General features: G+C 74.7%; 10 protein-coding genes. 6 read left to right on the top strand and 4 right to left on the bottom strand.

The window, feature by feature from the left end:
• Nucleotides 1–256 precede the first annotated feature (256 nt).
• The 4 genes from BUE43_RS05305 to BUE43_RS05290 all read left to right on the top strand — a co-directional run bounded on the left by BUE43_RS05305 (nucleotide 257) and on the right by BUE43_RS05290 (nucleotide 4,942).
• Entirely contained in the window at nucleotides 257–955 is a 699-nt protein-coding gene (locus BUE43_RS05305; RefSeq protein WP_143173938.1) for a hypothetical protein, read from the top strand.
• 14 nt (nucleotides 956–969) lie between these two features.
• Nucleotides 970–1,581, top strand: a complete 612-nt coding sequence (locus tag BUE43_RS05300) for an RNA polymerase sigma factor (RefSeq protein WP_234995539.1) — start codon at nucleotides 970–972, stop codon at nucleotides 1,579–1,581.
• Nucleotides 1,578–2,039: a carboxypeptidase regulatory-like domain-containing protein gene (locus tag BUE43_RS05295; RefSeq protein WP_234995538.1), complete on the top strand. Its 462-nt coding sequence runs from the start codon at nucleotides 1,578–1,580 to the stop codon at nucleotides 2,037–2,039. The genes BUE43_RS05300 and BUE43_RS05295 overlap by 4 nt, the downstream gene beginning before the upstream one ends.
• A gap of 185 nt (nucleotides 2,040–2,224) precedes the next feature.
• Entirely contained in the window at nucleotides 2,225–4,942 is a 2,718-nt protein-coding gene (locus tag BUE43_RS05290; RefSeq protein ID WP_073480085.1) for a CHAT domain-containing protein, read from the top strand.
• Nucleotides 4,943–5,251: 309 nt separating this feature from the next.
• On the opposite strand, the gene groL is transcribed toward BUE43_RS05290, so the two are convergent.
• The 4 genes from groL to BUE43_RS05270 all read right to left on the bottom strand — a co-directional run bounded on the left by groL (nucleotide 5,252) and on the right by BUE43_RS05270 (nucleotide 9,492).
• Nucleotides 5,252–6,871 (bottom strand): chaperonin GroEL, encoded by a 1,620-nt coding sequence (groL, locus tag BUE43_RS05285; RefSeq protein WP_073480084.1) that lies wholly within the window; start codon nucleotides 6,869–6,871, stop codon nucleotides 5,252–5,254.
• A 170-nt stretch (nucleotides 6,872–7,041) separates the two neighbouring features.
• Entirely contained in the window at nucleotides 7,042–8,325 is a 1,284-nt protein-coding gene (locus BUE43_RS05280; RefSeq protein ID WP_073480317.1) for a serine/threonine-protein kinase, read from the bottom strand.
• A 168-nt stretch (nucleotides 8,326–8,493) separates the two neighbouring features.
• Complete coding sequence (locus BUE43_RS05275) at nucleotides 8,494–8,697, bottom strand: cold-shock protein (RefSeq protein WP_073480083.1); 204 nt, start codon at nucleotides 8,695–8,697, stop codon at nucleotides 8,494–8,496.
• A gap of 111 nt (nucleotides 8,698–8,808) precedes the next feature.
• Complete coding sequence (locus tag BUE43_RS05270; protein WP_073480082.1) at nucleotides 8,809–9,492, bottom strand: TIGR00266 family protein; 684 nt, start codon at nucleotides 9,490–9,492, stop codon at nucleotides 8,809–8,811.
• A 115-nt stretch (nucleotides 9,493–9,607) separates the two neighbouring features.
• On the opposite strand from BUE43_RS05270, the gene moeA reads away from it, so the two are divergent.
• Together moeA and BUE43_RS05260 are read left to right on the top strand one after the other, a co-directional pair.
• Nucleotides 9,608–10,798, top strand: coding sequence for a molybdopterin molybdotransferase MoeA (gene moeA, locus BUE43_RS05265; RefSeq protein ID WP_073480081.1), 1,191 nt, complete (start codon nucleotides 9,608–9,610; stop codon nucleotides 10,796–10,798).
• Nucleotides 10,799–11,015: 217 nt separating this feature from the next.
• Nucleotides 11,016–12,893, top strand: a complete 1,878-nt coding sequence (locus BUE43_RS05260; RefSeq protein WP_073480080.1) for a M48 family metallopeptidase — start codon at nucleotides 11,016–11,018, stop codon at nucleotides 12,891–12,893.
• Nucleotides 12,894–12,927: the final 34 nt, after the last annotated feature.

Below are 12,927 nucleotides of genomic sequence, written 5' to 3'. Positions count from 1 at the left end.
ACCTCGCGACCGCCTTCGTCGACGACACGGAGCCGCGGGGCGTGCTCTGCGTACCGACAGTCACCAAGAGGACCACTCCGAACGTCGCAACAACCGGAGAGATCTTCGGAATCGACTGCGCAGAGTAGGAAAACTGTGTAACTGTGTGATCCGTCTCACCCATTGAGGTGAGCGAGGGTATCCGTTCGCGTCATAACGGCTCATGTTTGGCAAACGGGCCCTGCCCCGGGGCCCGGTACTCCGATAGGAGCACACCGTGGATCGAGAAGGCACCAGCGGGCACCGCGCGCTCCGCGAGGACCCCACGTCGCCGGAGAACCGGCAGCAGGGGTTCACGCGGGAGGAGCTCGGCGCGTCGGCCGTCGACACCCTCACGACACCACCGGGGACAACAACATCGACACCCCGGATCACACCTCCGGTGCGCGGCGAGGAGCCCGACCCGACGCAGCTGCCCCCGGGCCCCGGCCGCCTCCGCCCCACGGGCGCGACCGACCCGTCCAGCCCGCCGCCGCAGCACCTGACGCCCACCGGGGCGACCGACCCGTCGACCGCCACGCCGATGGCCGCAACCCAGGGGCTGGTCGCGCCGCTCGACTCCGAGCCGACGTCCGGCCTGGCCAGGCCGGAGGGGGCGACCGACCCGTCGCCGCCGCCCCTCTCGTTCCCGGAGAACGAGCGCGAGGCCGTGTCGCCGAACGGCTTCGCGGCCCGGCAGGGCGGCGGGATCGGCGCCACGGACCCGTCCGGCCCGGCGCCGCAGCACGTCGCGGCCGAGGCCGGGGCGCCCGGCAGCGGACTGGTGAACCTGTCCGTGAACGTGTCCGTCGCGGTGCCGTGGGTGACCGCCGGCGGCCTCCCGCCGTACCGTTACGCCGACCCGACGGGAGGGGCCAGCACCTCCGGGGCACGGCCGGCCGACGGTCCGATCGACCGGTCCAGTGAGCCACAGTGACCAGAGTCGCGGAGATGAGGGAGATGAGCCTGTCCACCACGGACGACCCGCCATGGGAAGGCCTGGACGGCGCCGAGCGGCACGCGGTGTGTCTGACCGCGGCCCGCGAGGGGGACCGCGCGGCGTTGCACGTGCTGGTCTCCGAGCTGACACCGCTGGTGTGGCACGTGGTCCGCGGCCAGGGACTGAACCGTCCCGCCGCCGAGGACGTGGTCCAGACCGTGTGGCTGGCGTTCCTGCGTCACCTCAACCGTCTCACCGAGCCGCGCGCCCTCGCCGCGTGGTTGATCACGACCGCGCGGCGGGAGGCGGTGCGGGTCCGCTCCGCTGAGCGGAGCGGGGCCAGCGCGGCGCCCGCCGAGATGCTCGACCAGGTGCCGACGGCCGACGGCCAACCGGAGGCGGAGGCCGTCCGGGACGACCGCGACCGCCGGCTCTGGTCGGCGTTCCGCCGCCTGCCGCAGCGGTGCCAGGACCTGCTCCGGCTCACCGTCCTCGCCGGCAGGGCCCGGTACGAGGCGGTGGCCGAGGCGATGGGTATGCCCAGGGGCAGCATCGGGCCGACCAGGGGTCGGTGCCTGGACTCGCTGCGCGCCCTGCTCGACGCGGAAGGAGGATCGCGGTGAACTCGACCAGCGACGACGAGCTGCTCGACCAGCTCGCCCAGGTGCTGGAACGGGCCGACCCGATGCCGGACGGCCTGCTCGACCGGGTGCGGTTCGCCATCGACCTGGAGTCGTACCTCGACGTGGAGGTGGCCCGCTGGGAGCACGGCTCGGCGCTGGCGGGGGTCCGCAGCAGCGCCGAGCCGGGTTCGGTCACCTTCACGGTCGACGACCTCACGGTGATGGTGAGCTTCCTGCGCACCCAACGCGGGTACCGGATCGACGGCTGGCTCGCCCCGCCGGGACCGCACACCGTGGAGGTGCGCATCGACGGGCACGGGTCGAGCACGACCACCGCGGACACCAACGGCCGCTTCGCGCTGCCGGACGTGCCCAGGGGGGTCACGCAGATCCTGGTGCACCTGTCGGGCAACGGGAGGTCGGCCAGGACGGTCGTCACCCCGACCCTGGTGCTCTAGCCTCGAACCGGTGAGACAGGACACGACCGGGCAAGCGTCGCCGTTCGGACACTCCGACCGACGCCGCCCGGTCGCTCGCGTGCCACCCGTTCGGACGCGTGTTTACCCCATTGGAGGGCTGCCGAGCGGGCGTTCGGTGTGTTCGGATGGCGGTCGTGGCAAGCCCGAGGCTCCGGACTGGCGGCATGCCCAGGCCCCGGCGCCCGGCTGAGCCGGTCGACGTGCTGCGGCGCGTCGCGATCCTCCGGCGGAAGGCCAGGGACCGGGCGTCGGAGTTGCGGGCGACGGAGGCCGTGCAGCTCATCCGGCAGGCGCTGCGGCTGCTGGACGAGGTGGCCCCGCCGCGTTCGGCCGAGGAGCGGCTGGAGCTCATCACCAGCCGGGCGCGGGTGCTGGTCACGCTGGCCTACGCGGAGGCGGAGGCCAGCACCCTCGCCAACGGCCTGGCCGCCGCCGAGCGGGCGCACAAGCTGCTCACCGAGCTGGAGCCGGGGCCGCGCCGGGACGCCCTCGACGGGTTGGTGCGCCAGCAGGAGGCCCTGATCCTGTCCAGGGCCGGCCGCCTCGAACAGGCCGTGGAGGCCGCCGACGAGGCGATCCCGCTGCTGGAGCGCGGCCTGGCCGGCGGCGAGGGCGAGCCGGTGGTGCTGGTCAGGACGCTGATGAACCGCGGCTGGATGCACCTCACCGCCAGCCGGATCGGCCCGGCCCGGCGCGACCTGCGCCGCTCCTCCGCGCTGGCCGAGGAGCTGGGCGAGCGGGTGGTGCGGGCCAAGATCGAGCACAACCTCGGCGACATCGCCCACATGATCGGCGACGTGCCGCAGGCGCTGCGGCACTACGAGGAGACCGAGCGCATCTACCAGGCCGAGCACTCCGGCATGCTCGCCAGGCTGCGCATCGACCAGGCGCGCGCCCTGCTCACCGCCGGCCTGGGCGAGGAGGCCGCCCGGCACCTCGACGAGGCGCTGCCCCGGCTGCGCGCCCAGGGCACCGCGGGCATCGACCTGGCCGACGCCGAGATCACCCGGGCCGCCTCGGCGCTGCTGGAGGGCGACACCGAGGAGGCCCGGCGGTACGCCGGCTCCGCCTACCGCCGGCTGGTCCGGCGCGGCAACCGCCGGTGGGCCGCGATCGCCGCGCTCACCAGGCTGCGCGCGGAGACCGTGGAGGCGCTGGACGGGTTCCGCGCGCCGGTGCGGCTGCCGGGCAGGGCGTTGCAGCTCGCCGACCGGCTGGCGGAGCTCGGGCTCACCGACGAGTCCGCCGTCGCGCGGATGCTCGCGGTGCGGGTCCGGCTGGTGCGGGGCTCGGTCTCCGGCGCGGTGAAGGTGCTGCGCGAGGTGCCCTCGCCCCGCCGCATCACCCCGGTCGACAACCGCATGTTGTTGCGGTTGTGCCGGGCCGAGGTGGCGGTGGCCCGGGGCGACAGCCGGCGGGCGCTGGCCGAGGCCGGCAGCGGGCTGGCCGAGCTGAACCGGCTCCGGGACCGGATGGGCGGGCTGGAGCTGCTGTCCGGGACCGCCGTGCACGGCAAGGAGCTGGCCGCGCTGGCGGTCCGGCTGCTGCTGGAGGGCGGCGAGCGGGTGGACGCCCGCCGGTTGTTCGGCTGGCTGGAGCGGACCCGCGCCCAGGTGTACCGGTACGAGCCGCTGCCCAGGATCGACGACCCCGAGCTGGCCGAACGGGTGGCCGAGGCCCGGCACCTGCGGCGCGCCACCCAGCAGGCGCGGCTGGAGGGCCGGCCCACCGACGAGCTGGAGGTCCGGTACAACGCGGTGGCCCGCGAGGTGTTGCGGCGGGGTGGGCGCAGCGGCCAGTGGGGCCGCCCGCGGCCGGTCGCGCGGTTCCGCGACGTGGCCGAGCGGCTGGGCGAGCGCGCGATGGTCAGCCTGGCCGCCTCCGGCGACTCCCTGGTCGCGGTGGTCGTGGTGGCCGGGCGGGCCCGGCTGGTGCGGCTGGGCAGCGCGCGGGCCGCCGCGGAACTCGCCCGCGAGCTGCACGCCGACCTCAACGCACTGGCCCCGGACAAGCTGCCCGACCTGCTGGCGCGCACGATCACCGGCTCGGCCCGGCACCGCGCGCAGCTGCTCGACGAGCAGTTGCTGCGCCCCCTCGAAGGGGTGGTGGGCGACCGCGAGGTCGTGCTGGTGCCGACCGGGGTGTTCTACGCCGTGCCCTGGGCGGCGCTGCCCTCCCTGCGCGGGCGGCCGCTGTCGGTCGTGCCCTCGGCGACCGCCTGGCTGGCGGCCTGCGGTGGACAGCCCGCGCCGGTCGAGCAGGAGGACGCCCGGGACGCCGGACGCGCCGCGTGCCCACCGGAGCCCGACGCGACCCGGTGCGCCGGCCAGACCCTCGACCAGCAGGGTCACGACGTGGTGCTGGTCGGCGGCCCCGGCCTGCCGGCCGGCGTCGCCGAGGTCGGCCAGCTGCGCGGCACCTACCCGAACGCGGCGATGTTCGACGCCGGCCGGGCCACGGTGGGCGCGGTGCTCTCCGCCCTGGACGGGGCGCGCATGGCGCACCTGGCCGCCCACGGCGCGCACGAGCCGGCGAACGCGTTGTTCTCCCGCCTGGAGCTCATCGACGGCCCGCTGTTCGCCTACGAGACCGCGCGGCTGCGCCGACCCCCGGCCCACGTCGTGCTCGCCGCGTGCGAGCTGGCGCTCAACCGCATCCGCCCCGGCGACGAGGCGCTCGGCTTCGCGGGCGCCCTGCTCGCCAGCGGCGCGCACACGGTCGTCGCGGCCGTCAGCAAGGTCGGCGACCTCGCCGCCGCGAGCACGATGGCCTCGTACCACGGCCGGCTCGCGCGGGGCACCCCGCCGGCGGTCGCGCTGGCCGAGGCCACCGCGGAGGACCCGCTCCGTCGCCCCTTCCTGTGCCTGGGCGCCGGCGCCTGACCCCCGCCGACCAGCGTGCCGCCCGCAGCCAGCACGGGTGAGCGCAGCGGTTCCGCCACACAACCTGGACCAGTACGCACGCGTTCCCGGGACAGCCCCGGGTAGTTGTCTTCCGATCTCCACGGCTCGCCCGCCAGCGTGCCGTGGGGCACCGACAGAAAACGCCCGTCGACGGCCGGCGCCCCCGCGGTTCCCCCGATCAGGCGGCGACCGACCGGAACCGACCGGAACCGAGCGAAACCGGGAAAACAGTGGGGCCCCGACCTCGACGGTCGGGGCCCCACTGAGTGGATCAGGTCCGAGAGTGGATCAGAAGTCCATCTCGCCGGCGCCCGGGGCGGCCGGGGCCTTCTCCTTCTCCGGCTTGTCGGCGACGACGGCCTCGGTGGTGAGGAACAGCGCCGCGATCGACGCGGCGTTCTGCAGCGCCGAGCGGGTCACCTTGGCCGGGTCGATGATGCCGGCGCCGACCAGGTCCTTGTACTCGCCGGTGGCGGCGTCCAGACCCTGGCCCGCGGGCAGGTTCTTCACCTTCTCGGCCACGACGCCGCCCTCGAGGCCGGCGTTCACGGCGATCTGCTTGAGCGGGGCCTCCACGGCGACCTTGACGATGCTCGCGCCGGTCGCCTCGTCGCCGTCCAGCTTCAGGTCGGCGAACGCCTTCTCGGCGGCCTGCAGCAGGGCCACGCCGCCACCGGCGACGATGCCCTCCTCCACGGCGGCCTTGGCGTTGCGCACCGCGTCCTCGATGCGGTGCTTGCGCTCCTTGAGCTCGACCTCGGTGGCCGCGCCGACCTTGATCACCGCGACGCCGCCGGCCAGCTTGGCCAGCCGCTCCTGCAGCTTCTCGCGGTCGTAGTCGGAGTCCGAGCGCTCGATCTCGGCGCGGATCTCGTTGACCCGGCCGGCGATCTGCTCGGTGTCGCCCGCGCCCTCGACGATGGTGGTCTCGTCCTTGGTGACGACGACCTTGCGGGCCTTGCCCAGCAGCGACAGGTCGGCGTTCTCCAGCTTGAGGCCGACCTCCTCGCTGATGACCTGGCCACCGGTCAGGATGGCCATGTCCTGCAGCATCGCCTTGCGGCGGTCGCCGAAGCCGGGGGCCTTCACCGCGACGGACTTGAAGGTGCCGCGGATCTTGTTGACGACCAGGGTGGCCAGGGCCTCGCCCTCGACGTCCTCGGCGATGATCGCCAGCGGCTTGCCGGTCTGCATGACCTTCTCCAGCAGCGGGAGCAGGTCCTTGACCGAGGAGATCTTCGAGCTGAGCAGCAGGACGTACGGGTCCTCCAGGACCGCCTCCATGCGCTCGGCGTCGGTCACGAAGTAACCCGAGATGTAGCCCTTGTCGAAGCGCATGCCCTCGGTGAGCTCGAGCTCGAGGCCGAAGGCGTTGCTCTCCTCGACGGTGATGACACCTTCCTTGCCGACCTTGTCCATCGCCTCGGCGATCAGCTCGCCGATGGTGGTGTCGGCGGCGGAGATCGACGCGGTGGCGGCGATCTGCTCCTTGGTCTCGACCTCCTTGGCCGTCTTCAGGAGCTGCTCCGCCACGGCCTCGACGGCCTTCTCGATGCCCCGCTTGAGGGCGATCGGGTTGGCACCGGCGGCCACGTTGCGCAGGCCCTCGCGCACCAGCGCCTGGGCGAGCACGGTGGCGGTGGTGGTGCCGTCACCGGCGACGTCGTCGGTCTTCTTCGCGACCTCCTTGACCAGCTCGGCCCCGATCTTCTCCCACGGGTCCTCGAGCTCGATCTCCTTGGCGATGGAGACGCCGTCGTTGGTGATGGTCGGCGCGCCCCACTTCTTCTCGAGCACGACGTTGCGGCCCTTCGGGCCGAGCGTCACCTTGACGGCGTCGGCGAGGGTGTTCATGCCGCGCTCAAGACCGCGGCGGGCGTCCTCGTCGAACGCGATCATCTTGGCCATTGCGGTGTGGTCCTCCGATGGTGGATGACACGTGCTCGGCCAGGCTCGGTGCCCGCGACGGACGACCGACCCGTGGGGTTCGGCCTCACCGTCCCGACCTCTGGCACTCAGTGGGTCCGAGTGCCAGAACCGTGTTTAGCACTCACCGCCGGGGAGTGCAAGCGACGCGCTCAGTGCGTCTGGGTGACGGTCTTGACGTTGGTCGGCAACGGCTTCTTGGTCGACGTCGGCGCGTGCGAGGTGGTGGTCGTGGTCCCCCCGGCGCCACCGCCGGTGTCCCCGTCCCCACCGGTGAAGACCACGATCAGCACCACCACGACCGACAGCGCGGCGACACCCAGCAGCACCGGCAGCAGCCAGCGGTTCCCCCCGCTGTTCCTGGACCGGAACGCGTCGGACTGCACCGGCATCGGCGGGCGCAGGCGCATCGGCTCTGCCGACGGCGCCGGCCCGAGCTGCGGGGCCATGACCGGGGCGGGGGGCGGCGTGGGCGGTCCGTAGGACGGCACCGGCGGCGCCGCCGGGTACGCGGTGGGCTGGGCGGGACGCGGCACGGGCTGCGAGGGGTGCTGCTGCGCCGCGACACCCGGCTGGCGCCGCGCGGGCGGCGCGGTGGACCGCGCGACCGGGGCCAGCGCGGTCCTCGCCGCCGCGACCAGCTCGCTGCACGTGGAGTAGCGCTGGTTCGGGTCCTTGGCCATGCCGCGGCGCAGCACGTCGTCGATGGCCGAGGGCAGCTCGACCAGCCCGGTGACGACGGGGACGTCCTTGCCCAGGTGTCCCTGGATCACCTCGGGGACCTGCCCCTGGTACGGCGGGCGCCCGGTCAGGCAGGCGAACAGCATGCACGCCAGGGCGTACAGGTCGGTGCGGCCGTCGACGGGGTCGCCCCGCAGGTGCTCGGGCGCGGCGTAGGTCGGCGAGCCGAGGAAGTCGCCGGTGCGGGTGCGGTGGCCGGTCGCGCCGCGCCGGGTCAGGCCGAAGTCGGCGAGGTAGACGTGCTCGCCCGAGGCCTCCTGGCTGGTCACCAGCACGTTGGCCGGCTTGACGTCCAGGTGCACGAGGCCGCGCCCGTGCAGCATGTCCAGGGCGTCGGCGACCTGGCCGAGCAGGATCAGCGAGCGCGACGGCACCAGCGGGCCGTCCTTGATCAGGCTGGCCAGGTCGGAGCCGTCGACCAGCCGCATCGCGATGTAGAGCAGCCCGTCGATCTCGCCGAAGTCGTACAGCGGGACGACGTGCGAGTGGTCGATCGCCGAGGTGTTGCGGGCCTCGTCCACGAACCGCTCGCGGAACTCCGGGTCCTCGGTCAGGTGCTCCCCGATGACCTTCAGCGCGACCTTGCGCCCCAGTCGGACGTCGGTGGCCTTGTACATCACGCTCATGCCGCCGCGGCCGAGCACGCCGTCGATGCGGTAGTGGCCGAGACGACGCCCGGTGAGGTCCTCCGACACGGACGGCAGCCTAACGTCCGGACCGGTGCCGCCGTCGCCGGTTCGCCGCAAACGCCATGTCGGGCCCCGGACACGCCGGTGGCCCGGTCCCGCCACCGGGAACCGGGCCACCAGGGAACAACGTGGACCACGCGGAGCACGACCGCCGGGAGGCGGCGCCGCGCGAGCTCAGACCCGCTTGACCGCGGAGGCCTGGCTACGGCCGTCGCGGCCGGACTGCACCTCGTACTCCACCCGGTCACCCTCGGCGAGAGTGCGGAAGCCCTGCATGTCGATGGCCGAGTAGTGGACGAAGACGTCCGGCCCATCGTCCTGGGCGATGAAGCCGTAGCCCTTCTCCGAGTTGAACCACTTGACCGTGCCCTGAGCCACGGCGTCCTCCTTGGGTATCGTGCAACGGCGCTCGCCGGGCGCCGCATCAAGCGGAGATCACGCTACCGGAGATCCACTCCGCGGGGCGCGCCCGAAAGGGCCGGGTTTCTGTCAGCCGCGGGCGCCGAGTCCGTTGGCCTGCAACCAGGTGACGAGCCCCCGCGGGTTGCGCGTCTGGGTCAGCACCTGCCCCGGTCCGGCGAAGTCGAACACCAGCCCCTCGCCGCTCTTCAGCGACTGCGTGAGGCCCTGGCTGATGGTGCGCAGCCGCGACTGGACGGTCTCCGCGTAGGCCACCACGTGCCCGGTGTCGATGGTCACGAACTCGCCCGGTTGCAGGTCCACGACGTCCAGCGCGCCGTAGCAGGAGACCACGACGGTGCCCTGCCCCCCGGCGTGCATGAGGAACCCGCCCTCGCCCCCGAAGAGGTTGCGGAAACCACCCCACTGGGTCTCGAGCTGGATCGTCGCCGAGGAGGCCAGCCACGATCCCCTGGTGAGGCACCAGCCGACCCGCCCGTCCAGCTCCAGCACGTGCAGGTCGCCGGGCAGGTTGGCGGCCACGTCGACCCAGCCGCCCTGCGGCGGCGCGGTGTAGGTGGACACGAACAGCGACTCGCCGCCGAGCGCGGCGCGCGCCAACGACTTGAACAGACCGCCCTGGGCGCGGGCCTCGACCGCGACCCCGTAACTGGTGGCCATCATCGCGCCGGACTCCACACGGACCGGCTCGCCGGGCGCCAGCATCAGCCTGGCCACGCCGAACGACGGGGTGTGGCGGGTGCGGACCTGCACGTCGTCCTCCCTCTCACGGGTGTCGGGTCTCGCCGGGTCCGCAGTCTGGCACGGCCGCCCGCCGGTTCCCAGGGCGCGGCAGGATGCACCCGTGCAGCGGACACACGGACCAGCGGTGAGCGTGGCGGAACACCGGGCGCGGGTGGCGGGGGTGCTGGGCGCTCCCCCTGTCGAGCGTCGACCGGTCGCGGACTGCCTGGGCCTGGCCCTGGCCGAGGACCTGGTCTCCCCGATCCCGTTGCCGCCCTTCGACAACTCGGCGATGGACGGCTACGCGGTCCGGGCGGCCGACGTGGCGTCGGCCACACCGGACACCCCGGTGTCGCTGCCGGTCGCCGAGGACGTGCCGGCGGGCCGCACGGACTCGCCGCCGCTGCGTCCCGGCACGGCGCACCGGATCATGACCGGCGCGCCGGTGCCGCCGGGCGCGGACGCGGTCGTGCCCGTGGAGGACACCGACCGGGGCACCGCGACCGTCCGCGTCGACGTCGCGCCGTCGCCCGGCGCGCACGTCCGGCGGGCCGGGGAGGACGTCGTGGCCGGCGCGGTGGTCCTGCCCGCCGGGGTCGAGCTGGGGCCGGCCCAGCTCGGGCTGGCCTCGGCGGTGGGCGCGGCGGAGCTGCCCGTGCGCCGCCCGCCCAGGGTGCTGGTGCTGTCCACCGGGTCGGAGCTGGTCGAGCCGGGCCGCCCCCTGCTCGGCGGGCAGATCTACGAGTCCAACGGCGTGATGCTGGCCAGCGCGGTGCGGGCCGCCGGCGGCGAGGCCGAGCTGCTCCGGTTCGTGCCCGACGACGTCGCCGCGCTGCACGCCGCGCTGGCCCCCCGGCTGGGCGCCGTCGACCTGGTGCTGACCTCGGGCGGGGTGAGCGCCGGGGCCTACGAGGTGGTCAAGGACGCGCTGTCCGGGCGCGGCGTGGAGTTCTACAAGGTGGCGGTGCAGCCGGGCGGCCCGCAGGGCCTGGGCCGCTACGCCGGCGTGCCGGTCGTGGCGCTGCCGGGCAACCCGGTCAGCGCGCTGGTGTCGTTCGAGGTCTTCGTGCGCCCCGCCCTGCGCGCGGCGATGGGCTTCGCGGAGCCGGACCGGCCGCGCCGCACGGCGACACTCGTGGAGTCGCTGCGGTCGCCGTCGGCGCGCCGGCAGTACCGCCGCGGCCGGTACGACGCGGGCGCCGTCACGGTCGCGCCGGTCGGCGGCCCCGGCTCGCACCTGCTGTCCGCCCTGGCGACGGCGAACTGCCTGCTGGAGATCCCGGAGGAGGTCAGCGAGCTGCCGGCCGGCTCCGAGGTGACCGTCCTGCTCCTCTGACAACCGGCACGGCCCGCCGCGGCGCCGACATCCGGTGCTCCCGGGGCGTCCGACGCCGCTCCGGGGCCGTTCGGCCGGCGGCCGACCGCCGGCGCTCACTGTGCTGATCTGGGGACTTGCTGTCGGTAACACCCAGGAAGCACACTCGGCAGGCGGTCTGATCGACTGACCGTGCTCGACTCCCCCTCGTCACAGTCCGGACCGGAGGTCTGCGGCGTTGCGCTCCCCCTGGCGCGCCGTCCTCGCGCTCACAGTGCTCGTCGGGTTCTTCGCGTGCGCGGCGGTGCTCGCGGCCGGGTTGGCCGGCGCGGCGCTCTACGCGATGGCCGATGGCGACATCGGCATGACCGCGATCGAACTGCTCCTGTGCTCCGCGCTGCTGGGCACGGCGGTGGGCCTGTTCCTCCCACCGGTGCTGCGCGTGCGGCACCGCGCGCGGGGGCACGTGGTCGACCGCGCCGCCCAGCCGGAGCTGTGGGAGGTGATCGACGAGCTGGCCGGGATCGCGCGCTCGCGTCCGCCGGACGAGCTCCGGGTGGTGCCGGGGGTGCGGATCGCGTTCTGGGAGGACGCCCCCGTGCTGGGCCTGGTCCCCGGGCACCGGTGCCTGGAGGTGGGGCTGCCCCTGCTCGGCGGGCTGACCGTGGCCGAGCTGCGGGCCGTGCTCGCCCACGAGCTGGCCCACCTCGGCGACCGGGAGGGCCGGCCGCACGCCGTCGCCTACCGGGCGACCGCGCTCGTGGAGCAGGTCGTCGCGGACAGCGAGGGCGACTGGCGGCGCCCGGTGCTCCGGGCGTGGGGCAACCTCGTCCTGTCCGTCGCCGCGCCGGTGAACCAGCGGCAGGAGCAGGTGGCGGACGAGGCCGCGGTGGCGGCCGCCGGCGTGGAGGCGGCCTGCGCCGCCTTCCGGCGGATGGCCGCGCTGGAGCGGGCCTGGTCGGACTACGGCCAGCAGTACCTGGCCATGGCCCCGATCGCGCGGCGGACCCCGGACGTGCTGCTCGGTTTCCGGTCCTACCTGTCGGCTCCCCGCCGGCAGCGGGAGTGGGCCGAGCTGGAGGACGAGGCGCTCGACGCCGGGCCGTCCGGCCCGCACGACCGGCACGCCCCGCTGCGGGAGCGGATCGAGGCGATGCGGGCGGCCGGCGGCGAGGAGCCCGAGGCCGACGACCGGCCCGCGTGGTCGCTGCTCACCTCGCCCGGCCGCAGCGTTCCCGAGCTGGAGGACGCACTGCTGGTCGACCTGGGCCCCCGCGCGCCGTGGCCGGAGCTCGTGCGCGCGGCGGTCGTGCGGAAGGCGGAGGACGCCGCGCGGCGGCTGAGCCGCGCGGTGCTGGACAGCGGTGTGCGGGTGGACGGCCGGGCGGCGCAGACCACGGTCGCCGGTGTCCTGCTGGCCGTGCACCGCGGTCTGGGCTGCGAGCTGGTGAAGCCGGCGCTGGACCCCGGCCTCGCCCCCGGCGAGGTGTCGGCGGCCTCCGACGCGCTGCTCGTCGAGCTGCTCGGCGGCGCGGTGACCGCCGCGCTGTGCCGCACGGGGCGGGCGCGGCCGGAGCTGAACTGGGACGGGCCGTGCTGGCTGCGCCTGGCCAGCGGGCAGGTGGTGGACGTGGAGCGCCTGGTCGGTCCCGCGGTGCGCACCCCGGGACTGGTGCCGCAGCTGCACCGGCACCTGGTGCGGATCGGCGTCCCGCTGGACTTCGCCGCCCGGCCGGCCGAGCCCCCCGAGCCGGAGCTGGTGGCCAGCGCCAACGGCGTGCGGTGCGACGGCGACCCGCACGACGTGCGCGTGTACGACAGCGGACTACTGGTCCTGCCGGCCGGCTCCCCCGCCAGGAAGCCGCTGCCGGAGCTGCGGCGCCGGCCGGGGGCGCGGTGGGTGTGCGGGCACGACGTCGAGTGGGCCCGGCTGGTCCACCGCCAGTCCGGGTGGGACGTCTGGCTCCAGCTCCGCGGCGGCGACGAGCTGGAGCTGACCAGCGCCTCCGACACCGCGCACGACGGCGACCCGCAGGAGGGCATGGCCCGGCTGCTGGGCGACCGGCTGGAGGTCGAGGACGTGCGGCAACGCCGCCGGGAGCCGGTGCACCGCTGAGGGACCGGTCGGGGCGGGGCGGCGACGCCCGGCG

Origin of the sequence: Streptoalloteichus hindustanus (assembly GCF_900129375.1) — a bacterium.
Taxonomy (GTDB): Bacteria; Actinomycetota; Actinomycetes; order Mycobacteriales; family Pseudonocardiaceae; genus Streptoalloteichus; species Streptoalloteichus hindustanus.
Note: the sequence above shows the minus strand (reverse complement) of the source record. Positions and strands in the feature narration are given on the sequence as shown.